This is a genomic window from Mesorhizobium sp. B2-3-12 (assembly GCF_006442205.1).
GTDB lineage: Bacteria > Pseudomonadota > Alphaproteobacteria > Rhizobiales > Rhizobiaceae > Mesorhizobium.
This window is the reverse complement of sequence record NZ_VFVR01000006.1, coordinates 290820-313859: the sequence shown is the minus strand read 5'-3', so window position 1 is coordinate 313859 and position 23040 is coordinate 290820. Positions and strand designations below refer to the sequence as shown.

Genomic DNA, 23040 nt, shown 5'->3' with positions numbered 1-23040 from the left:
TAACCAGGATCGCGTTGCGCGGCTGTCCTGCGGATTTTTGCCGGCTTTCATCGCGCTATGGTATCTTGAATAGTAAGCACGCTTATTATATATATCGCTCATGGTTTCAGATGGCATCGACAGATTGGGATTTTTGATCCACGACGTGCAGCGCCTGATGCGCAAGCGCTTTGAAGCGCGCGCCAGCGGGCTCGGCCTGTCTTCGGCGCAATGGCGGCTTCTGGTGCGCGTCGCCAAGGAGGCGGGCGTTGCGCAGGCGCGGCTCGCCGAACTGCTCGAAATCGAGCCGATCAGCGTCTCGCGCCTGGTCGACCGGATGGAAGAGGGCGGCTGGATCGAACGCCGTTCCGACGCGACCGACCGGCGCGTGCGCATGATCTTCCCGACCGAGAAGGCGAACGCGGCCTATGCGGACGTCAAGAGCCTTGCTGGCGAAGTCTATGAGGAATCGCTCAGCGGCGTTTCGCCGGAAGACCGGCGCGTCCTGATCCGGGCGCTGGATGTAATCGTCCGGAATCTGACGGACGGAGAAGCTTCGTCGCTTGAAAAGATCAAGAGTGCGGAAGGTGCGGCAGCATGAACGCGGTAGCCAAGGTGGAAGAAAACGCTCCCAAGGTCGAGATGGAAGCGCCGGCCCAGCCGGCGGTCGCCCCGGTCGCGGTAGCTCCCCCCGTGCAGCCGGTCCCGGCGCCGAAGAAGAAGCGCCGCATCGGCCGCCTGTTGCTGATGGTTGCCTTGCCGGCGGCATTGATCATCGGCGGCGGCTATGTCTGGGTCACGGGCGGTCGCTACCAGGAGACCGAGAACGCCAATCTGCAGCAGGCCAAGGTGTCGATTGCCTCCGATACGGCCGGCCGCATTGTCCAGGTCGCCATATCGGACAACCAGACGGTCAAGCAGGGCGATCTCCTGTTCGCCATCGACCCCGAGCCCTACCGGATCGCGCTCGCCCAGGCCGACGCCGCGGTCGCCACCGCCCGCCTCAATGTCGAGCAGTTGCGTGCTGCCTATAGCCAGGCGCTGTCGCAGCGGAAGTCCGATGCCAGCGAGGTCGATTATGCCCAGTCGCAATTCGATCGCGCCGCCGATCTTGCCCAGAAGGGCATCAACGCCAAGTCGTCGCTGGATCAGGCCAAGAACGATCTCGACAAGGCCAGGCAGCAACTGGCTGTTGCGGAACAAGGCATCATCAGCGCCAAGGCGGCACTCGGCGGCAATCCCGATATCGAAACCGACAGGCACCCGACCGTGATGTCGGCGCTCGCCGCGCGCGACAAGGCAGCCTACGACCTGGCACAGACCACGGTGAAGGCGCCCGCCGATGGTGTCGTCTATCAGGCCGCGTCCTTCAAGGTCGGCCAGTATGTCGGCTCCGGCACACCGTTGTTCGCGCTGGTCGAGACCGGCGACACCTGGATCGACGCCAATTTCAAGGAAACCCAGCTCACCAACATGCAGCCGGGCCAGAAGGCGGAAATCGTGGTCGATACCTATCCGGGCAGGACATTCGAAGCGACGGTCAAGGCTATCGGTGCCGGCACCGGCGCGGACTTCTCGCTGCTGCCCGCCCAGAACGCCACCGGCAACTGGGTCAAGGTTACCCAACGCATCCCGGTGCGTCTGGAACTGACCGATCCCGACGCCAAGATGGCGCTGCGTACCGGTATGAGTGCTTCGGTTACCGTCGATACGGGCGTGGCCCGCGGCTGGCCGTCGATCTTCGGCCACGCCACGGCTGGCGAGCCCGCGCGGTAAGTCAAGGGAAGCCCGCGGGGACCAGGCGGGTTGGAAACGAGTTGCAGGATTGGTCTGATGGGAGGGGTGGCGAAAATCAGCATTTGGGCCGCGCCGCGTGGCAGCTGTCCAAAATCTGAAATCTTCGGCACGGACCCGTCGGTCCTCAGGTTTCCGGGCGGCAGGCATCCGCTCATCAGAGACTTTCAGTCGATGTAACCCCCACATCGATAATCGCGTCCCACCGCGACGAAGGTCTCTCGACGGAAGGCATAGCCGCCCGGAAACCCGTTCTACACGTTTCTGTTGTTTTCTGGAAGTTCTACGCCATGAGCACGTCCGAACCCTTCAAAGAAGTGCCGCATCGTGGCCTGATCACGGTCGCGCTCATGCTGGCGACGGTGATGCAGGCGCTCGACACCACCATCGCCAACGTCGCGTTGCCAACCATGACTGGCGATCTCGGCGCCTCGCCCGACAACATCAACTGGGTGCTGACCTCCTACATCGTCGCCGCGGCCATCATGACGCCTGTCACCGGCTGGCTCGCCGACCGTTTCGGCCGCAAGGAACTGTTCCTGATGGCGGTGGTCGGCTTCACCATCTTCTCGATGTTGTGTGGCCTGGCGTGGAGCCTGGAAAGCATCGTGTTTTTCCGGCTGATGCAAGGCGTGTTCGGCGCCGCGATCGTGCCGCTGTCGCAGACCTTCCTGCTCGACATCAATCCGAAGGAACGCCATGGCCAGGCCATGGCCATATGGGGCGCCGGCATCATGCTGGGACCGATCCTCGGCCCCACACTCGGCGGCTGGCTGACCGAGAATTTCAACTGGCGCTGGGTGTTCTTCATCAACCTGCCGGTCGGCATCGTCGCCTTGCTTGGCATGGTCGCCTATCTGCCGGCCGTTGCCCGGCGGGTGCGCAGCTTCGATTTCTTCGGCTTTGCCATGATATCGCTCGGCGTCGGCGCCCTGCAGCTGATGCTCGATCGCGGCGGCGAGGTCGACTGGTTTTCCTCGGTCGAGATCTGGATAGAACTTGGCCTTTCGATCACCGGCTTCTGGGTGTTCATCATTCACACGGTGACATCGGAGCATCCTTTCATCGATCCGAAGATTTTCCTCGACCGCAACTTCGTCACCGGGCTGGCGTTCATTTTCGTCATGGGCGTGCTGATCCTGGCTTCCATGTCGCTGCTGCCGCCGATGCTGTCGACCATCTTCGGCTACCCCACCGTCACCATCGGCATCGTCATCGGGCCGCGCGGCGTCGGCACGATGATTTCGATGCTCGTCGTCGGGCGGCTCATGAGCAGGATCGACGCCAGAATTCTCGTCGTCTTCGGCTTTCTCCTGACCGCGCAGTCGCTCTACACCATGGCCAGCTTTTCGCCGCAGATGGACAACTGGCTGATCCTCAGCTCCGGCGTGATCCAGGGGCTGGGCATGGGCATGGTGTTCGTGCCGCTGTCGACTGTTGCCTTCGCCACGCTCGACGCCCGCTACCGCACCGATGCGACCTCGTTGTTCAGCCTGGTGCGTAACCTTGGCTCGTCGATCGGCGTATCTGTCGTGACGGTGCTTCTGGTGCGCAACACGCAGATCAACCACGCCGAGCTTTCCACCTTCATCAACCCGTTCAATCCCAATCTGTGGGCGGTCTCGCCAGCGGCAGCTGGCGGCGATCCGACGGCACTGTCGCAGGTCGACCGCATGGTCAATGTCCAGGCGATGATGATCTCCTACGTCAACGACTTCAAAATACTGATGATGATGACGCTGGCCGCCATCCCGTTTGTCTTCCTGCTGCGCAAGCCGAAAACGGCGCCGGCCGGCGGGGCGCCTGCAGCGCATATGGATTAGGCCGACGCAGGCAGATCGCCTGCGCTGATATGGACCATACCGCCGCATCGGGTGGTCCTAGCCGGTTGTCGGGCGAGCCGGCATCGTTTCGCCAGTTGACGGACGAGTGCCAGGACGATGCAGAACGCGACATTTCCGGTCTTCGATCTCGGCCAATTCGAGAAAGCGAGCGCCACGGAGAAGGCGGCGCTGGGCACCGAGGTCGACCGCATCTGCCGCGGCACCGGCTTCCTGGCGATCAAGAACCATGGCATTTCGCAAGCGGTGATCGATGCCGCCTGGACCAAGGCACGCGCCTTCTTCGACCTGCCGCCGGAACAGAAGCAGCGGTCCAAGGCGCCCTACAAGGGCTATCCTTACGGCTATCTCGGCCCAGAACTCGAAGCGCTGGCCAAATCCCGCAATGTCGACACGCCGCCGGACCTCAAGGAAAGCTTCAATGGCGGCCCGCTCGGCGTACCACCGGGCATGTCCGATCCCGAGGCGCTCGCCTTCTGCTATGCCGAGACGATCTGGCCTGAAGCGCCGGACGGGTTCGTCGACGCCTGGAAAGCCTATTATGCCGCCCTGGAGGATCTGGCGCTGCGCATCATGCGCGTCTTCGCCACCGCGCTTGGCCTGCCCGAGACCTATTTCGACAGCTATCTCGATGCGCCGATCAGTGCGTTGAGGGCACTGAACTATCCCGAGCAGCATGCCGCGCCAAAGCCCGGCCAAATCCGCGCCGGCGCTCACACCGACTATGGCAGCCTGACCATCCTGCTGCCGCAGGCCGGGTCGCGGGGACTGCAAATCATCACCCCGGACGGAGAATGGACCGAGGTGCCGCCGATCCCAGGCGCCTTTGTCATCAATATCGGCGACCTGATGGCGCGCTGGACCAATGACCGCTGGGTGTCCACCGTGCACCGTGTCGTCAATCCAGAAGCGGGCGGGCGGGATCGGCGCCAGTCCATGGCTTTCTTCCACCAGCCGAACTGGGATGCCGAGATCAAGGTTTTGGATGCATGCCTTGCCGATGGCGAAGCGCCGAAATATGGCCCCGTGCGCTCCGGTCCCTACCTGATGGCGAAATTCAAGGCGACGACGAAATAGGCCGAAATAGGTGGGGATCCTATTTCCCGAGCACCAGGGCCCAATAGCGCAGGTTCGGGTCGCGGCCGTCGCGCACATAAGCGAGGCCGAAGCGGCTGAAGTCCGGGTCGAGTATGTTGCGCCGGTGGCCCTGCGAATGCATCCAGATGTCGAACAGCTTCTGCTGATCGAAACGGCCTTCGGCGATGTTCTCGGCCGCCGCACCTCGTACGCCATTGTCCTTCATGCGCGAGGCGAAATCCTTGCCCCAGCCGGTGGTGTGGCTCATGCGCTCGCGCGAGGCCATGTAGCCGGCCTGTTGCAAAGCGGCCTGCTCGAGTTGCGCGTCGGGTGTCAGCGGGCCGCGCCCGGCCGTGGCACGCAAGCCGGCCAAAGTGGCCGTGGCGGAGGACGAGACACCAGCACCTTGCCCGGTCGGCAGCGAAACGGTGCCGCATGCGGCGAGTGTGGCGAGAACCGCGAGGCCGGCTGCCTTCAGCCAGGTGCGCCTGTTCAGCTTCGCGATCTGGTCGTTTTCGAGTCTTGAAGTGGTCATGCCTGCCTGAGATAGCCGCGATCATGGCTTTTGCCGGGCAGGGCGATGAAAATCCGAGATCGAAATGGCGGTTAGCCGCTTATTTCACAAGCGTGATATAGCGGCCGGCATACATCTCGCGATCTCCAAACACGGCCGAGCAGTCGGTTTTGATGGACGAGTTTCCTGTCATTTGCACCGTCAGGCCAACAAGCCTCAAACAGTCGCCCTGACCGCTCATATCCGAGTTGCCTGCAAAGGTGACGGCAGCGTCAGGCGCATAGACGAACCCGCTTATCACGGAATTCGCGCCGCCGTTCAGCGTCAAGGCTGATGTGTTGCCATGGTTCTCGAAAATGGTGATGCCCGCATAGGGGCCACTTGTGGGCGGGGAAAGGTTCACCTTTTCATTGGCATTTATGATGATCTGCGCCCCCTCCATCAGGAATATGGTCACGCCTTGACCGGTCAGGCTGCCGTTGCCGCCCGGTTTTATGCTCACGCCGCGCATGATATAGACGCCCGGATTGAGCGTGATGTTTCCCGACAACGTCTTGTCGCAATAGGTTCCGGGCGACAGCGTGTAGGTTTTGCCGTTCGGGACCGGCAGGCACAACGAGTAGGCGGGAGGGACAACGTCCGCCAGGGGGTCGAAAGACGCATATTGGTGTTCGAGCGGAGTTCCGCAGGCGAGATTGGCGCTGGGCGGCGAAATCCCGGAAGTGCCGCCGACGGTCGAGACGCAGCCGGCCGAGACCTGCGCGGAACCGCCTCTGCTGACGGCACTGGAATCGTCCGAGTTCGCCGCGATCACGCAGTTGCTCATGGAGACACTGGTCGAGCCCTGCAGACTTATGGCGGCCGACGCATGCGGATCGAGCGCCAGCACGCAGGCCTGCGCACCGGGGTTCATCTTGACCGTGGCCGAGCGGTGGGCCGGCCAAGGGGCCGCGCCGTTGATGAAGCTCGGACGGTTGATGCTGGACGCAAGCGAGATGTAATAGGCGCTCGGGTCGCCGCTGGCGCTTGCCGAAAACGCGGCGACGCTGTCTGAATATTCCTGCTGGTCGGCGACGCTCAGATTGGCCGCGAAGAATGTCAGCCCAAGCGCCTGGACATCACCCGCGGTCATGCTGGGGAGGTACTGTGTGCCGACGGCAAGCCCAGCCGCGTCCAGCGAGTTCTGCAATTGCGCCGCGTCGTCGCTCGTGCCCGTCACGTCCATGGTGCCGGCCACGACAACCATGATCGGCAGCATCGCTATGGCGGTCGCCACGGCAAAATTGCCGCGCTCCGAAGGCCAGAAGTCCTTCAACGTGAACATTGCCCCTCGCCATGTTGTAGGCTCAACCAATACGACACGGGGTCTCTCCGAGTAATTTAAGCAATCGCTAAAATGCACAACTTCTAAAATGAAGATCATGGTTCGCCAAACGAACGCTCTGCTACCGCCGGCCGGAGGCGATAGTCGGACTGATTACCGCCATTGACGTAGCGACAATTGCCGCCAGATCTGCTATCGTCACGCTTGCTCTTTCAGTGGCAGCTAAAGGCGGCCATCCAGGCGGTGACCGCCCCGACACACGGGAGGAAGGTTATGGCCGGTTTTCATGTCATGGCGGACGCGTACGGGATGCATGTGCAACCCGCGGTTCGCCGTATTTCCACATCGGACCTCTGGGACGCGCTCAGGCTTGGCGCCGAGGATTTTTGGGCCAGGCCCTCGCATTACGTGTTCTTGTGCCTGATCTATCCGATCGTCGGGCTGATCCTGACGCAGTGGACGTCGGGTTCCAACGCCATCCAGCTCGTCTATCCGCTGATGTCGGGCTTTGCCCTGGTCGGCCCGTTCGCCGCGATCGGGCTCTATGAGATCAGCCGCCGGCGCGAGCTCGGCATGAACACCAACTGGCGCCATGCGCTCGACGTTCGCCATTCATCGGCGCTGCCTTCGATAGCGGTCATCGGCATCATGCTGTTCGCGCTGTTCCTGTTGTGGCTGTTCACGGCGCAGTCGATCTACACCAGCCTTTTCGGCGGCGAGCCGCCGGCTTCGGTCGGGGCCTTCCTGCGCGACGTGCTGACGACCGGCAAGGGCTGGACCCTGATCCTTCTCGGCAACGCCGCCGGCCTGGTCTTCGCCGTGGTGGTGCTGGCGACCACGGTCGTTGCCTTCCCGCTTTTGCTCGATCGCGATGTCGGGGCCGTTTCGGCCATAGAGACCTCGGCGCGCGCGGTCATGGCAAATCCGCTGCAGATGGCGCTCTGGGGCCTCATCGTCGCGGCCCTTCTGGTGGTCGGCTCGATCCCGCTGTTTGCCGGACTGGCCGTCGTCATGCCGATCCTTGGCCACGCCACCTGGCATCTCTACCGCAAGGTGGTCGAGCCGGCCCAGATCAGGCCTCCGCGCCGGCCGATGTGACGACTCAGCGCTGGGCGTCGGTCGCCATCTTCAGCGCCAGCGCCGTCAGCACGCTTCCCATCATCCAGCGCTGGATCACCAGCCATAGCGGTCGTCCGGCGAGGAAGGTGGCGATCGAGCCGGCGGTCAGCGCGATGACGGCATTGACGGTGAGGCTGATCGATATCTGCGTCGCCCCCAGCACCAGGAGTTGCGACAGGACATGGCCTTTCTCGATGCTGATGAACTGCGGCAGCAGCGACAGATAGAGGACGGCCACCTTGGGGTTGAGCAGATTGGTCATCAAACCCATGGCGAACAGCTTGCGCGGTCGGTCCTTCGGCAGGTCGCGCACCTGGAAGGGCGAGCGCCCGCCCGGTTTCACGGCCTGCCAGGCCAGCCACAGGAGATAGAGCACGCCGGCAAAGCGCAACACGTCGTAGGCGTAGGGGACCGCGATCAGCAGCGCGGTGATGCCGAAGGCGGCCGACAGTACGTAGAACAGGAAGCCGACCGCGACGCCGCCAAGCGAGATCAGTCCGGCCTTCGGCCCTTGCGACAGCGAGCGCGAGATCAGGTAGATCATGTTGGGGCCTGGCGTCAGCACCATGCCGAGGCAGACCAGCGCGAAGGCGAGATGGTTGGCGGTGTCGGGCATTGGTTGGATCCCCAGCGCGCCGCGATGGATGAGAGATCATGCGAGCGGCCAATCTGTGCCTGTCACGACGAGCGTCTGCAAGGGCTTGACGGCGCCAGGCGTTGCGCCAGAGGAACGATCTCGGGTTAGCCGACCACCCGCAGGTTCGACAATTCGTTGCCGATTTCCTTGAAATCGTTTGCCAGGCTGGCGCCGGTCGCGTTCCAGAACAGCTTTGCCGGTTTGCTCGGATCCGTCGCGTCCTTGCGGAAGCGCGAATTCGACGAGCAGGATTTCAGCGCATCGATCGCCAGCTGGTCGCTGGCCTTGGTCGTCGACAGGTCGAGTGCCACCGTCATCACCATGATGTTGGCCGCCTTGGCGTTGTTGCAGAGCGTGGCCATCTGTTCGTTAAGCGCGCTCGTATAGGTGCCGTTCGAGTAGTCGAACTGACCGATGGCGCTCGATGTGCCCATGAACAGGCGCCCGACCGAGGTGCCGTTGTAGCCGGGGTTGAGGTAGCCGAAGGACGCATAGGTCGATTTCGAATTGGCGGGGTCGGAATAGCCCAGCGAGGATGGTGTATAATAGGTGTTGGCACCGTCGGTCAGCACGATCACCACCTTGTCGTTGCCCCTTTCCGTTTCCGGGCGCCCCTGGGTGAACGGCTCTCCGCTCGAGACCACCCGCCAGCCCCAGGCCATGCCCTCGGGAACGTTGGTGCCGCCACTGGGCTGCATCAGGTCGATCGCCGCCTTGATCGAGGTGAGCCCGTCGGCGGTGCTGACATCGGTCAGCGGCGTGATCGGGTTGGTGGTACAGCTGTAATTTGGCCCGTTCCCGGCGGGCAGTGCCGGCGCATCGATCGGCCGCGGCTGGAAATACTTGGCCATGTTGCGCAGCTGGGATTGGCCGCTGCTGCTCGATGGATCGTCGTTCCACCAGCTGTTGACGGCGCCATAGGTCGTGGGTGTCGCCTCCTTGGGGTCTTGCGTTACCTTCCAGTGGTTGCCGGGTTCGTCCGGCGCGAACATCGGCACGAACATCGTCGCCGGATCGCCGACGCCGATGCCGGTGTTTGCCGAACCGCCCGATGGCGCGGTGTCGTTGACGTTGTAAGGATAGGGCCGTGCCTCGACGCAGCCCTGCCAACTGGCGAACGGGCCATAGGTGTCCACATAATCATACGCGTCATAGCTGCGCTTGCAGGTATTGTTCGAATAGTATTCGACACAAACGACGCGCTTGCTGTTGACGACCCGTTCGTGGTTCGTCACGACCTGCATGTCATGGTAGAGCGAAAACCGGGTCAGCATCTGGCCTTCCGCGGTTCCCCAACCAGTGCCACGCTTGTACCAGATACCGTTAGCCTGCTGGGCGTATTTGTCGGCGGCGTTCAGCGTCGACCAGTCGAAATTCTCGTTCGAGATCGGCGAAAGCCCTTCGGTGTCCATCCATGACGCGTTGCTGTTCGCGGGGCCGACATTGACCGAGGCGCCAAAAGGCACGAGGCCGAATTGCACCGGCTTGTCGACCTGCTTGATCATGATCGCCTGCTGGGCCAGCGTGTCGACGAGCTGCTTTGAAGCCGTCTTGAGAAGATCGATGCGCTTTTGTCCCGAGCCCGTGCCGAGTGTGGTCATCGATCCGGAATTGTCGAGCACCAGGGCAACTTCCAGCGTGTTCTTCAGCCGCACCTGCGAGATGACGTCGAAGCTGAGCCTCTGGTTCGCATCGGTCGCCGACTTGCCGGTGAGCTGGGCGAAGGCAGGATAAAAATAGGGTTTGTAGTTGAGCTGGGCGGTCATGGTGAGCAGGCCACCGCCGGTGGTGTTGCTGGGCAAGGTGACGTTGAGTGTCGTGCTGGCGGGGTCGATATCGTTCAGATTGGCATTGAAGAAGTCGAGCGCATACGCCCTCAACTGGTCGTCGGTCGCACCTTCCGTCAGTCGGCGGGCCGTGGCGAAGTTGGCCGCGTCGAGCGCGTTCATCACCATCTGCTTCTCACGGTTCATTTCCGTGTAGTCGACAGCGATCGCCAGGCCGCCCATCAGTGGCACCATCGCCACCACCGTCATGAGAGCATAGTTGCCGCGCCTGTCGCGGCCGAACTGACGGCAGATTTCAAACATGTCTTGCAGCGGCCCCCGCCGGCGGATTCTCCGGTCTACGCCAGCTTTCCACAAAACGCTGAAGGACGAGTTGGGGAAACCGCTCGATTGCCTGGTTGGCGCTTCACCAACCGCTAACCAATCAAAGGCCGCGGCTTGCGCCGCAATTCGTGCCGATGCGGCGAAAGCTGGTGACAGCATGGGCCGGTTCGGATAATTCGAACCGGCTGCGGCGAACCGTCGGCCGCCGCACCCGCAACGATCAAACTGAAGGAAACGGCATGGCGGATTCGCCTGAAATCGTCGGCTCGCTCGAAGACGTGTCGAAAGCTTATTCGGCAATTCTTTGCGATGTCTGGGGCGTGGTGCACAATGGCGAATGGCATTTTCCGGCGGCCGCGGCCGCGCTGGCGGCGGCGAGGGCGGCCGGCATTCCTGTCGTTCTGATCACCAATTCGCCGCGCCGCAGCGCCGATGTCGTGGCGCAGATGAGCGTGATCGGCGTTCCGCCGTCGGCCTATGACCGTGTGGTGACCTCCGGCGACGTGACCCGTGACCTGATCGCGGAGGGTCCACGCAAAATCTTCCACATCGGCGCCGACCGCGATTTGACCCTTTATGATGGCCTCGATGTCGAACTTGTCGAGGAGTTCGAGGCCGCCGGCGTCGTGTGCACCGGGCTGTTCGACGACGAGGTCGAAAAACCCGAGGACTATGCCGACCTGCTGCGCCGCTTGCGCGCCAGGAACCTGCCGTTCATCTGCGCCAATCCCGATATCATGGTGGAACGCGGCGAGCGGATCATCTGGTGCGCCGGCGCGCTCGCGCGCGACTACGCGCAGTTCGGCGGTCGCACGCTGATCGCCGGAAAACCCTATGCGCCGATCTACGAGGTCGCGATGAAGGAGGTGGCCGAGATCCTCGGCCGGCCGGTCGAGCGTTCGCGAATACTGGCGATCGGCGATGGCATGATGACCGACGTGAAGGGCGCGGCCGACAATGGTTTCGACGTCCTCTATGTCTCCGGCGGCATCCATGCCCGCGACTATGGCGACCCGTCCCGGCCGGATCCGGCAAGGCTCGGGCTCTTCCTGGAGCGGCACGGCTATCGTCCGGTGGCCGTCATCGCAAGGCTGCGGTAGGTGGCGATGGTCGCGTTCCAGCATCTTACGACAACCGCGCCGCTGCCCGCCGATCTGCGAGGCGGCGTCGTGGCGATCGGTAATTTCGATGGCGTCCACCGTGGCCATCAGGCCGTGCTCGAACGCGCCTTGGCCGAGGCCGAGCGGCGTGGCGTGCCGGCGCTGGTGCTGACCTTCGAACCGCACCCGCGAACGGTTTTCAAGCCCGACCTGCCACTTTTCGTGCTGACGCCGCCGCAGATGAAGGCGCGGCTCCTGTCGCTGCTGGGTTTTGCCGCGCTGGTCGAGCAACCTTTCACGCGCGACTTCGCCTCGCTGTCGGCGGAAGCCTTCGTCACCGACGTGCTGGAAAGGACGCTTGGCATCACCCACGCCGTGACCGGTTTCGATTTCCATTTCGGCAAGGACCGCCAGGGCGGGCCGGCCTATCTGATGGCCGCGGGCGAGCGCCATGGCTTCGGTGTCACCCTCGTCGACGCCTTTCGCGACGAAGGCGCCGAAGTGGTTTCGTCGAGCCGCATCCGTGCCCTGCTTTGCGAGGGCGAGGTGGCCGAGGCCGCCGGTCTGCTCGGCTATCGCTTCACGGTGGAAAGCGAGGTTGTCGGCGGCCAGCAGCTCGGGCGAACGCTCGGCTTTCCCACCGCCAACATGAGGCTTCCGGCGGCAGCCACGCTCAAGGAAGGTATTTACGCGGTACGCTTCCGGCGCGCCGACGGTACGCTGCACGACGGCGTCGCCAGCTTTGGCCGGCGGCCGACCGTCGACGACCATGGCGCGCCGCTCCTGGAAACCTTCGTCTTCGATTTTTCCGGTGATCTCTATGGCGAGACTTGCGAGGTCTCGTTCTTCGGCTTCCTGCGCAGCGAGATCAAGTTCGACGGGCTCGACGCACTGGTCGTGCAGATGAAGCGCGATGAAGTCGAGGCCCGCGCCCTGCTGGGCGGCGTCAAGCCGCTGTCCGGCCTCGACGCATCCGTGGCGTTCTGAGCTACTTCTTCAGGGCCAAACCGACGGCGATAAAGGTCCAGCCCTGGAAGATCAGGTCGATCGCGAGGAACAGTCCGAGCACCCAAAGGCTGTTGACCGGCCAGCCCATGGCAATGATCAGGCCCGCAAGCACGCTGATGACGCCCGCCGCGACGATCCAGCCCCAGCCGCGCTCGGGACGATGGCTGTAGCCGACCCAGGCCCGCAGCGCGCCGGAAGCGACGAGCGCGACGGCCAGCAGGAAGGTCAGCACCGCCGAGGCCAGCAGCGGATTGTCGAACGCGAAAAAACCGGCGGCCGCATAAAGCAGTCCGCTGAGCAGCCAGTAGAAGAAGCGTCCCCAGGTCTTGACCCCGAAAGCATGCATGATCTCGATGATGCCGGCCACCAGCATCAGCCACCCCACGACATAGACGGAAGCCACCGTGGCGATGAACAGATTGCCGAAGGCGATGCCGCCGAGGATCAGCAGCAACACGCCGAGGCCGACGAACCATCCCCATTTGTCCCGCGTCTTGCCGATCGCGTTCTCCAGTGCATCGCCGTGCAAGGTCATGTCGCCACCTCCGTTGAAGACCGCCGCGATGCCGCGAGGTTACGCTTGGTGCCGACCCGCGTCCAGCCGGCCGCTGGGGCGATGGCGCAAGTCCCGTTGGCAGCAATTCGAGCCGGATGTCTCGCCCTTAAATCAAATTTTACCAAAGCCTCGTCAAAGCTGTCATCGCAGGACGGTTGTATCGTGTTAGTGGAGTGACCATGAGTCAGGTCGGAAAGATTTCTTTAGCCGTGGCCACTGTCGTGCTGGCGACGTCGGGCGCGGCCGAGGCCGGCGACGGCGCTTTCGGCTGGCTATCCGGCGACTGGTATCTGACGGTCGGCGCGACCGGCCTCGTGGCGCCCAATTTCGAGGGCGGCAAGAAGTACATGCTGAGCGCCCAGCCCATCATTTCGCTCGGCAAGGCCGGTCCCCAAGCGCGTTTCACGTCGCGCAACGACAATATTTCGCTGGCGCTCATCGACGACGGCGGCGTCCGCGCCGGCCTGACCGGCAAGTTCCTGTTCTCGCGCGACGACGGCGATGCCGACGAACTCAAGGGGCTCGACCCGGTGCGCTGGGGCGGCGAGGTCGGCGGCTTCTTCGAATTCTATCCGACGGACTGGATGCGCGCGCGGGCCGAATTGCGGCATGGCATCCGTGCCCATAATGGCTTTGTCGCCGACATCGCCGCCGATGCCTTCTACGACGTGACGCCAACTGTCAGGATTTCGGGTGGCCCGCGCGTGTCTTTTGCCTCGGCGAACTATTTCGATGCCTATTATGGCGTCGACGCGCAGGAAGCCGTGGCCTCCGGCCTGAGCCAGTACAATCCCGGCGGCGGCCTCAAATCCGTCGGCCTCGGCGGCGCCGTGACCTGGAAGGTGACCGACCCGATGACCGCCAGCCTGTTTGGCGAATATTCCCGCCTCGAGGGTCCGGCCGCCGATTCCAGCCTGGTCAAGGAGCGCGGCGACCGCAACCAGTTCATGGTCGGCGTGTCGACCACCTATCGCTTCGACTTCAAGATGTAAGTGAATCGAACGAGACGCTTTATTCCTGCGCTCTTCTCCGCTAAAAGCCCAGCAATGACGAGCTTTTCGCGCCTCCACGCGCCGACGATACGAATTACCAGCCCGGTGTTCCCGGCAGCCTGAAGGCTGTTGGAGCAGCCGGGACTGTTGCGCGCGGCCTCTCGCGCTTTTCCAGATCATCAAGGCCAGATCATCAAGGCGTGCCGCCCAGGAGTGGGCCCGTTTTTGGGGAACGGCATGCGTGTAAAGTAGAATTCCAAGCCGCAAGCCACGTGGCCCGGCATGCACATGGCAGATCAATGACCGACCAGAACCAATCAACGATCGACTATTCCAAGACCCTTTACCTGCCGCGGACGGAGTTTCCGATGCGCGCCGGCCTGCCCGAGAAGGAGCCGGTGCTGGTCAAGCGCTGGCAGGACATGGACCTCTACCGCAAGCTGCGCGAGAGCGCGGCGGGGCGCACGAAATACGTGCTGCATGACGGCCCGCCCTACGCCAACGGCAACATCCATATCGGCCACGCGCTGAACAAGATCCTCAAGGACGTCATCACCCGCTCGTTCCAGATGCGCGGCTATGACTCGAACTATGTGCCTGGCTGGGACTGTCACGGCCTGCCGATCGAATGGAAGATCGAGGAGCAGTACCGTGCCAAGGGCAAGAACAAGGACGAGGTGCCGGTCAACGAATTCCGCAAGGAATGCCGGGAGTTCGCCGCGCACTGGATCTCGGTACAGGGTGGCGAGTTCCAGCGGCTCGGCGTCATCGGCGACTTCAAGAACCCTTACACGACCATGGCCTTCCACGCCGAGTCGCGCATCGCCGGCGAATTGCTGAAATTCGCCATGTCCGGCCAGCTCTACCGCGGTTCGAAGCCGGTGATGTGGAGCGTCGTCGAGCGCACGGCGCTCGCCGAGGCCGAGATCGAGTACCAGGATTACGAGTCCGACACGATCTGGGCGAAGTTTCCGGTGGCCAATCTCGCTGTCGCCAGCGTCGTGGACGGCCAGCCGGCGGAACTCGATCCGGACTTGAGCGGACGCTCGCTTGACCTGCTCGATGCCCATGTCGTCATCTGGACGACGACGCCATGGACCATCCCGGGCAACCGCGCCGTCAGCTATTCGCCGCGCGTCGCCTATGGCCTCTACGAGGTGACGGCGGCCGAGAATGCGTTTGGCCCGCAGCCAGGCGAGAAGCTGATCTTTGCCGATGCGCTGGCCGAGGAAAGCCAGGCCAAGGCCAAGGTCACCTTGAACCGCCTTCACGGCATCAGCGCCGAACAGCTTGGAAATCTTGTGCTTTCGCATCCCTTCAAGGGGCTCGGTGGCGGCTATGAATTCCCGGTGCCGATGATCGCGGGCGACCATGTCACCGACGATGCCGGCACCGGCTTCGTGCACACCGCCCCCGGCCATGGCCGCGAGGACTTTGATGCGTGGATGGACGCCGCGCCCGCGCTGCGCCAACGCGGTATCGACACCGAAATCCCGTTCACCGTCGACGATGCCGGCTTCTTCACCAAGGACGCGCCGGGCTTCGGTCCGGACCGCGAGGGTGGGGCTGCGCGCGTCATCGACGACAATGGCAAGAAGGGCAACGCCAACCAGGCGGTCATCGACGAACTGATCAAGCGCAACGCGCTGTTCGCGCGCGGCCGGCTGAAGCACAGCTATCCCCATTCATGGCGTTCGAAGAAGCCGGTCATCTTCCGCAACACGCCGCAATGGTTCGTCTACATGGACAAGGACCTCGGCGACGGCACCACGCTGCGCAGCCGCGCGCTGAAGGCGATCGACGACACGCGTTTCGTGCCGGCGGCCGGCCAGAACCGCATCCGCGCCATGATCGAGGAGCGCCCCGACTGGGTGCTGTCGCGCCAACGCGCCTGGGGCGTGCCGATCGCCGTCTTCGCCGACGAGGACGGCAATGTGCTGAAGGACGAGGCGGTCAACCAGCGCATCATGGACGCCTTCGAGACGGAAGGCGCCGACGCCTGGTTCGCGCCTGGTGCCAAGGAACGCTTCCTCGGCAACCACGACGCCTCCAAATGGCGGCAGGTGATGGATATTCTGGACGTCTGGTTCGATTCGGGCTCGACCCATGTCTTCACGCTGGAGGACCGGCCCGACCTGAAGTGGCCGGCCGACGTCTATCTCGAAGGTTCCGACCAGCATCGCGGCTGGTTCCATTCCTCGCTGCTCGAAAGCTGCGGCACCAGGGGCAGGGCACCTTACGACACTGTCGTCACCCATGGCTTCACCATGGACGAGGATGGCCGCAAGATGTCGAAATCGCTCGGCAATACGGTCGTGCCACAGGACGTCATCAAGCAATCCGGCGCCGATATCCTGCGGCTCTGGGTGGTGACGACCGACTATTGGGAAGACCAGCGGCTCGGCAAGAACGTGCTGCAGACCAACATCGACGCCTATCGCAAGCTGCGCAACACCATCCGCTGGATGCTGGGCACGCTCGCTCACGACGATGGCGAGGATGTGCCGTTGGAGGCGATGCCGGAGCTGGAGCGGCTGATGCTGCACCGGTTGGCGGAGCTGGACGAGGTGGTCCGCCAGGGCTACGACGCCTTCGAGTTCAAGCGCATCACGCGCGCGTTGCTGGACTTCATGGTGGTCGAGCTGTCGGCCTTCTATTTCGACATCCGCAAGGACGCGCTCTACTGCGACGGCCCGTCGAGCGTGAAGCGCAAGGCGTCGGTCCAGGTGGTGCGCCACCTCTTCGACTGCCTGGTGAAATGGCTGGCGCCGATGCTGCCCTTCACCATGGAAGAGGCATGGCTCGACCGTCACCCCGATGCCGTCTCGGTGCATCTCGACCAGTTCCCGCTCATCCCGGCGGATTGGAAGAACGAGGCGCTGGCGGAGAAATGGCGCAAGGTCAGGCAGGTGCGTCGCGTCGTCACCGGCGCGCTCGAGATCGCGCGTGCCCGGAAGGTCATCGGCTCCTCACTGGAGGCCGTACCGGTGGTGACGATCAACGATGCGGCGCTCGAAGCGGCGATATCGGACGTCGACATGGCCGAGATGGCGATCACCAGCGATCTCGTCATTGCCCATGGCCAGGCGCCGCAAACCGCCTTTGCCCTCGACGACGTCAAGGGCGTCGCCGTGGTGGTGGAGAAAGCAGAGGATCGCGGTCTGGTCAAATGCGCGCGTTCCTGGCGCTATACGGCCGATGTCGGGCAGGATCCGGAGTTCCCGGATGTCTCGGCCCGTGATGCCGCGGTGCTGCACGAGTTGAAGGCGCTGGGAAGGGTCTGATGCATGTCGCCCAAAAGTGCATAGCGGTTTTGGGACAATGGCATGCACCAATCAATAGTGCACGAATGCCACGCCGGGCGGTGCAAATCCGCCCGCGCGTTGCCCTTAACGAGTGGTTGAGGTAAACACGCGAAACTCCGGAAGACAAATTGTCGCCGGATTTCCGTCGCAAGTGCTTGCACGATGGGGACCGGACACAAAGCCGGTGCGATCGAGAGGCTGTCTAGAGTGGGACTTTTTGGCATGACCGAAAGATATAACGCGCGCCTTGCGCTGCTGGCGCCGCTTGTCGCATCGGGCCTCGCTCTATCGGGCTGCATGGGCTCTCCGACCTATGGCACCGACAAGACCGCCGCCGAACAACTGGCCGGCGATCTGACAGGCGCTGTCTCCTTCGCGCCGAAGCGCAGGGACCCGATCGACTACAAGCCGCGTCCTACCTTGGTGAAGCCTGCACCTGGCCAGAAGGAAGCGCTGCCTGCCCCGCAGGAAAGCATTCAGACGGCAAACGCCGGCTGGCCCGAATCGCCCGAGCAGCGCCGCGCGCGCCTGCGCGCCGACGCCACTGCCCACCAGAATGACCCGGCCTACCAGTCGGAGATCGTCGACGACGTGCAGACGGATCCGGCTTCTGTGAAAAGGGCGATGGAGGAATCAGGATCCAGCCACCCGCCGGCGTGGAAACCCGCCGATTCCGACAAGGGCCGCGCCGCCGAGATCCAGCGCCGCCTTGCCGACAGCAAGCAGGGCGATCCGAACACGCGCAAATACCTCAGCGAGCCGCCATTGGCCTACCGTGTCGCCTCCGATGCCGCACCGCAGAACGAACTTGGCGAGGACGAATACAAGAAAGAACGCGCCCTCAAGGCAAAGGCCGAGGGCAAGAAGGGCGGCTGGTTCGACTGGTTGCGGTAAAAACGGTCGCGCCGCTTGGTCTTGCGGCGGGCTTGGCTCAGTCTCGACGTCCTCTGAAAAAATCCTTCAGCAGCAGGCCCGCCTCGGTCTCGGCCATGCCCGGATAGACATCGGGCGTGTGGTGGCAGGTCGAGGAAGCGAAGAAGCGCACGCCGTTGACCACGGCGCCGCCCTTTTCGTCGCCAGCACCGAAATAGAGACGGCGCAGCCTGGCGAAGGAGATCGCCCCGGCGCACATGGCGCAAGGTTCCAATGTCACATAGAGATCGTGGCCGATGAGCCGCTCGCTCGAGAGTTTGCCGCAGGCTTCGCGGATCACCAGCATTTCGGCGTGCGCCGTCGGGTCGGCAAGCTCGCGCGTGCGGTTCCCGGCGCTGGCAACGACCGTGCCGCCATTGACGATGACAGCGCCGACCGGCACTTCGCCGCGCGAGGCCGCTGCTTCGGCCTCCTGCAGAGCCAGGGCCATGAAATCCGGCTTCTTCAAGCGATCTGTCTTCCCATTATATCCTCGCCACCCGGCGGTGATCCTGTTATGGAGCGCATCAACCTGAAAATCGGACTCGATTTTCGGGAATGATCATGCGCCAAATCAAAAATGCTACAGCGTTCGTTGCGCGCCGAACGGATGCGCCACGCTGTAGCAGCGCAAACGGACAAAGGCCACATGGACGACAACGACAAGAAATCTCCGCGCAAAGGCGGCCCGGGCAGGAGTGGCCCGAAATCGGCAGGTGCACGTGGCCGCGATGCCAGCAAGGGCGGCAAGCCGTCTTTTGGTGCGAAAAAGCCGTATGCCCCGCGTGGCGATCGGCCGATGGCCGCCGATGGCGACCGGCCGAAGCGAGACTTCAAGGGCGGCGACAGGCCGTTCAGCAAGGGGCCGCGCCCCGAAGGCAAGCCTTACGAAAAGCGCGAGGGCCCGCGCAAGCCTTATGCACCACGCGGCGACCGTCCGATGGCGGCTGAAGGCGAGCGCAAGCCCTATGAGAAGCGCGAAGGGCCGCGCAAGCCCTACGCCCCGCGCGGCGACCGTCCAATGGCGGCCGAGGGTGAACGCAAGCCTTATGAGAAGCGCGAAGGGCCGCGCAAGCCCTACGCCCCGCGTGGCGACCGTCCAATGGCGGCCGAGGGCGAGCGCAAGCCTTATGAGAAGCGCGAAGGACCCCGCAAACCCTATGCGCCGCGTGGCGATCGCCCGGCTTCCGCTTCGGCGGCGGGCGGCGAAAAGCGCTTCGACCGTCCCAAGCGTGATTTCGGCGATCGTCCGAAGCGGGATTTTGGCGGCGACAGACCCAAGCGCGATTTCGGTGATCGGCCGCAAGGCGCATCGGGCGGCGGTTTCAAGCCGCGTCCGCGGCCTGCCGATGCCCCGGAGGAAGCCGGCGAGCGCATCGCCAAGCGGCTGGCGCGCGCCGGCCTCGCCTCGCGCCGCGACGCCGAGGAACTGATCGCCGCCGGCCGCGTCAAGGTCAATGGCCGGGCGTTGTCTTCACCGGCCTTCAACGTCATGCCGGGTGACATCATCCATCTCGACGGCATGGAAATCCCGCCGATCGAGCGCACGCGCCTGTTCCTGTTCCATAAGCCGGCCGGCGTCGTCACCACCAACCGCGACCCCGAGGGCCGCAAGACCGTCTTCGACGTGCTGCCGGCCGAATTGCCGCGGCTGATGACCATCGGCCGGCTCGACATCAACACCGAGGGCTTGCTGCTGCTGACCAACGACGGCGGCTTGTCGCGCGTGCTCGAACTGCCGGCCACCGGCTGGCTGCGCCGCTACCGCGTGCGCGTCCACGGCAAGGTCGAGGAAAGCGCGCTAGCCGGACTGCGCGAAGGCATTGCCGTCGACGGCGTCTTCTACGGCGCCATCGAAGCCAGCCTCGATCGCGAGCAGGGCTCCAACGCCTGGCTGACGATCGGTTTGCGCGAGGGCAAGAACCGTGAGGTCAGGAACATCCTCGGCGCGCTCGGCCTCGACGTCACGCGGCTGATCCGCATCTCCTACGGCCCGTTCCAGCTCGATGATCTGGCGGAGGGTCATGTGCTGGAGATCAAGGGACGGGTGCTGCGCGACCAGCTCGGCGAGCGCCTGGTCGAGGAATCCGGCGCCAATTTCGACGCCGAGATAACAAAACCGTTTTCCAACCAACCCGTGCGGCGCACCGAAGTCCGTGAGGCCGAACCCGAACGGCCGAAGTTCACGCGCGACGGCGAGCGGCGGCCGATCGGCGAGGGCGGCCTGATCAAGAACCGCAAGCGTCGGGAAGGCAGCCGCGACGAGGCGCTGGGCAAACTGTCGACCAGCCCCGACAGAGGCGAGAGATCGGAAAAGAGCTTCGGCGATCGCGGTCCGCGACCGGAACGTGGCGGCTTTGGCGATAAGCCGCGTGGAAGTTTTGGCGACAAGCCGCGCGGCGGCTTCGGCGACAAGCCTCGGGGCGGCGGCAAGAAGTCCGAACGCGAGCAGCGGCCGATCGAGCCGCCGGGCCAGCGCAAGGCCAATGTCTGGATGGCGCCGGGAGCCCGGCCGATCGGCAAGGGCAGGGCGGAAGCGGATGCCGCCAAGGCGGCGGAAGCAAAGGCGCGCAAGGCCTCGTTCAAACCGTCCTATGGCAAGCCCGGCGGCAAACCGGGCGGCGACAAGCCGTTCGGCAAGCCGCGTGGCGAGCGTCCCGCCGGTGGCGGCGAGCGGCCACGCGGCGGCCCCAAGGGCCCCCGGACAAGATGAGAATCGTTGGCGGCGAGTTTCGCGGGCGTCCGTTGGCGACGCCCCGCGGCAGCGCCATCCGTCCGACGACCGACCGCACCCGCGAGGCCGTCTTCAACGTTCTGGCGCATCGCTTCGCCGGACAATCGGACGGAGCCCGCGTGCTCGATCTGTTCGCCGGTACCGGCGCGCTTGGCCTGGAAGCCCTGTCGCGCGGCGCATCCTATGGCGTGTTCATCGAGGAATCGGCCGAAGGCCGTGGCCTGATCCGCGACAATGTCGAGGCCTTCGGCCTGACCGGACGCACCAAGATCTTCCGCCGTGACGCGACCGCCCTTGGCGAGGCCGGCACGCTGGCGCCATTCGGCCTCGTCTTCGCCGACCCGCCCTATGGCAAGGGCCTTGGCGAGCTTGCCTTGCAATCCGCCAGGACCGGCGGCTGGCTGCGCCCGGGCGCGCTGTGCGTGGTCGAGGAGGCGGCAGTGGCGCCCTTCGAGCCAGGCCCTGGCTTTTCCGTGCTCGATGAGCGCAACTACGGCGAGACTATCATCCGTTTCATCGAGGCTGCCTGATACGCCTGCTTTCCGCCGTGGCCTCTTTGCCGCCGCCTTTGCCGGCAACATGACCAACAATTCACTTTGCTTGTCGCCGGCACCTTGCCTATCGTTCGCTGCATGAAACCGGAGCCATCGATGACATCCAGGACTGAATGGCTGCGTGGAACGCTGCTCGCGACCTCCCTGGCTTTTGTAGCGACCGGTCCGGTATTGGCCGACAGCGCCCCGACGAATGGCAAGGCCGCCGAGTTCAAGGTCACGGATTTCCTGCTCGACAACGGCATGGAAGTGGTCGTCATTCCCGATCACCGCGCGCCGATCGTCACCCATATGGTGTGGTACAAGATCGGCAGCGCCGACGAGCCGCCGGGCAAATCCGGCATCGCCCATTTCTTCGAGCATCTGATGTTCAAGGCGACGGCCCATCACGCGGCCGGCGAGTTCGACCGCGCCGTCTCCGACATTGGTGGCTCCAACAACGCCTTCACGTCCTACGACTACACCGCCTTCCACGAGACTGTGGCGCCGTCCGCGCTCGAGCTGATGATGAGCTTCGAGGCCGATCGCATGCGCAACCTCATCCTCACCGATGACGTCATCAAGACCGAGCGCGACGTCATCCTCGAGGAGCGCCGCTCGCGCATCGACAACAATCCGCAGGCCGTGCTCGACGAAGAGGTCGATGCCACGCTGTGGCAGAACCAGCCCTATCGCATTCCGGTCATCGGCTGGATGCAGGAGATGGAGCAGTTGAACCGCGTCGATGCCACCGCCTTCTACAATAAATACTACCGGCCCAACAATGTCGTGCTGATCGTGGCCGGCGACGTCGAGCCGGACACGGTGAAGACGCTGGCCGAGAAGACCTATGGCAAGGTGGCGCGCGGGCCTGACCTGCCGCCGCGCGTCCGCCCGGTCGAACCCGAGCAGAACACCAGGCGCACGGTCACGCTCACCGACGCCCGCGTCAGCGTGCCGAGTTTCTCGACACAATGGGTCGTGCCGTCCTACCATACGGCCAAGCCGGGCGAGGCCGAGGCACTCGACCTGCTGGCCGAAATCCTCGGTGGCGGCAACCGCAGCCGGCTCTATCAGGCGCTGGTCGTCAAGCAAGGCATTGCTTCCAGCGCCGGCGCGTACTTCCAGGGCACCATGCTCGACGACACCAATTTCACCGTCTATGGCGCGCCGCGCGGCGACGCCAAATTGGCCGACGTCGAGGCCGCGGTCGACGCGGAGGTGGCACGCATCGCCAGCGACGGCGTCACCCCGGATGAACTCGAAAAGGCCAAGGACCGCTATGTCCGGTCGATGATCTTTGCCCGTGACAAGCAGGACTCAATGGCCAACATCTATGGCTCGACGCTCGCCACCGGCGGCAATGTGCAGGACGTCGAGCAATGGCCGGATCGCATCCGCAAGGTGACTGCCGATGAGGTCAAGGCCGTTGCCGCGCGCTATCTCGTGCTGGCCCGCTCGACATCAGGCTATCTCTTGCCGCAGCAACAGGCGGGGAATTGAT

Annotated in this window: 19 protein-coding genes; 13 read left to right on the top strand and 6 right to left on the bottom strand. The window is 64.0% G+C overall.

The features are described from left to right. The first annotated feature begins 100 nt into the window (after positions 1-100). From FJ948_RS19345 to FJ948_RS19330, 4 genes are all read left to right on the top strand, one after another. Positions 101-580, top strand: coding sequence for a MarR family transcriptional regulator (locus tag FJ948_RS19345; RefSeq protein WP_140707137.1), 480 nt, complete (start codon positions 101-103; stop codon positions 578-580). Further along, a complete protein-coding gene (locus FJ948_RS19340; RefSeq protein ID WP_140707135.1) occupies positions 577-1755 on the top strand; it encodes an HlyD family secretion protein in 1179 nt (392 codons plus the stop codon). The genes FJ948_RS19345 and FJ948_RS19340 overlap by 4 nt, the downstream gene beginning before the upstream one ends. A 308-nt stretch (positions 1756-2063) precedes the next feature. Beyond that, positions 2064-3596 (top strand): DHA2 family efflux MFS transporter permease subunit, encoded by a 1533-nt coding sequence (locus FJ948_RS19335; RefSeq protein WP_140707133.1) that lies wholly within the window; start codon positions 2064-2066, stop codon positions 3594-3596. A gap of 117 nt (positions 3597-3713) precedes the next feature. Continuing rightward, positions 3714-4691, top strand: a complete 978-nt coding sequence (locus tag FJ948_RS19330) for a 2OG-Fe(II) oxygenase family protein (protein ID WP_140707131.1) — start codon at positions 3714-3716, stop codon at positions 4689-4691. Between the two features lie 19 nt (positions 4692-4710). Here the strand turns inward: FJ948_RS19330 and FJ948_RS19325 are convergent, their stop codons facing one another. Together FJ948_RS19325 and FJ948_RS19320 are read right to left on the bottom strand one after the other, a co-directional pair. Next, a complete protein-coding gene (locus FJ948_RS19325) occupies positions 4711-5226 on the bottom strand; it encodes a CAP domain-containing protein (RefSeq protein WP_140707129.1) in 516 nt (171 codons plus the stop codon). Between the two features lie 79 nt (positions 5227-5305). Continuing rightward, a complete protein-coding gene (locus tag FJ948_RS19320) occupies positions 5306-6529 on the bottom strand; it encodes a TadE/TadG family type IV pilus assembly protein (protein WP_140707320.1) in 1224 nt (407 codons plus the stop codon). A gap of 273 nt (positions 6530-6802) precedes the next feature. Here FJ948_RS19320 and FJ948_RS19315 point away from each other — a divergent pair, with 273 nt between their 5' ends. After that, positions 6803-7627: a DUF2189 domain-containing protein gene (locus tag FJ948_RS19315; protein ID WP_140707127.1), complete on the top strand. Its 825-nt coding sequence runs from the start codon at positions 6803-6805 to the stop codon at positions 7625-7627. A gap of 4 nt (positions 7628-7631) precedes the next feature. On the opposite strand, the gene FJ948_RS19310 is transcribed toward FJ948_RS19315, so the two are convergent. Beyond that, positions 7632-8264, bottom strand: a complete 633-nt coding sequence (locus FJ948_RS19310) for a LysE family translocator (protein ID WP_140707125.1) — start codon at positions 8262-8264, stop codon at positions 7632-7634. Between the two features lie 125 nt (positions 8265-8389). Then, on the bottom strand, positions 8390-10375 hold the full coding sequence (locus FJ948_RS19305; protein ID WP_181173718.1) for a TadE/TadG family type IV pilus assembly protein: 1986 nt from the start codon (positions 10373-10375) through the stop codon (positions 8390-8392). Between the two features lie 260 nt (positions 10376-10635). Here FJ948_RS19305 and FJ948_RS19300 point away from each other — a divergent pair, with 260 nt between their 5' ends. Together FJ948_RS19300 and FJ948_RS19295 are read left to right on the top strand one after the other, a co-directional pair. Then, a complete protein-coding gene (locus FJ948_RS19300) occupies positions 10636-11496 on the top strand; it encodes a TIGR01459 family HAD-type hydrolase (protein ID WP_140707123.1) in 861 nt (286 codons plus the stop codon). A gap of 6 nt (positions 11497-11502) precedes the next feature. Continuing rightward, positions 11503-12483: a bifunctional riboflavin kinase/FAD synthetase gene (locus FJ948_RS19295; RefSeq protein WP_140707316.1), complete on the top strand. Its 981-nt coding sequence runs from the start codon at positions 11503-11505 to the stop codon at positions 12481-12483. A 1-nt stretch (position 12484) separates the two neighbouring features. Here the strand turns inward: FJ948_RS19295 and FJ948_RS19290 are convergent, their stop codons facing one another. Next, the gene (locus FJ948_RS19290; RefSeq protein WP_140707121.1) at positions 12485-13039 is read right to left on the bottom strand and encodes an HdeD family acid-resistance protein; all 555 of its coding nucleotides are present in this window, start codon (positions 13037-13039) and stop codon (positions 12485-12487) included. 200 nt (positions 13040-13239) lie between these two features. On the opposite strand from FJ948_RS19290, the gene FJ948_RS19285 reads away from it, so the two are divergent. From FJ948_RS19285 to FJ948_RS19275, 3 genes are all read left to right on the top strand, one after another. Further along, positions 13240-14052, top strand: coding sequence for a MipA/OmpV family protein (locus FJ948_RS19285; protein WP_140707119.1), 813 nt, complete (start codon positions 13240-13242; stop codon positions 14050-14052). 299 nt (positions 14053-14351) lie between these two features. After that, complete coding sequence (gene ileS, locus FJ948_RS19280) at positions 14352-17336, top strand: isoleucine--tRNA ligase (RefSeq protein ID WP_140707117.1); 2985 nt, start codon at positions 14352-14354, stop codon at positions 17334-17336. Between the two features lie 243 nt (positions 17337-17579). Beyond that, entirely contained in the window at positions 17580-18251 is a 672-nt protein-coding gene (locus FJ948_RS19275; RefSeq protein ID WP_140707115.1) for a hypothetical protein, read from the top strand. 37 nt (positions 18252-18288) lie between these two features. Here the strand turns inward: FJ948_RS19275 and FJ948_RS19270 are convergent, their stop codons facing one another. Beyond that, positions 18289-18738: a nucleoside deaminase gene (locus tag FJ948_RS19270; protein ID WP_140707114.1), complete on the bottom strand. Its 450-nt coding sequence runs from the start codon at positions 18736-18738 to the stop codon at positions 18289-18291. A gap of 180 nt (positions 18739-18918) precedes the next feature. On the opposite strand from FJ948_RS19270, the gene FJ948_RS19265 reads away from it, so the two are divergent. From FJ948_RS19265 to FJ948_RS19255, 3 genes are all read left to right on the top strand, one after another. After that, a complete protein-coding gene (locus tag FJ948_RS19265; protein ID WP_140707112.1) occupies positions 18919-20982 on the top strand; it encodes a pseudouridine synthase in 2064 nt (687 codons plus the stop codon). Then, positions 20979-21533: a 16S rRNA (guanine(966)-N(2))-methyltransferase RsmD gene (gene rsmD / locus FJ948_RS19260; RefSeq protein ID WP_140707110.1), complete on the top strand. Its 555-nt coding sequence runs from the start codon at positions 20979-20981 to the stop codon at positions 21531-21533. The genes FJ948_RS19265 and rsmD overlap by 4 nt, the downstream gene beginning before the upstream one ends. Before the next feature lie 120 nt (positions 21534-21653). Further along, positions 21654-23039 carry a pitrilysin family protein gene (locus FJ948_RS19255; RefSeq protein WP_140707108.1) on the top strand — a complete coding sequence of 462 codons (1386 nt, stop codon included), beginning with the start codon at positions 21654-21656 and terminating at the stop codon, positions 23037-23039. The last annotated feature ends 1 nt before the right edge of the window (position 23040 follow it).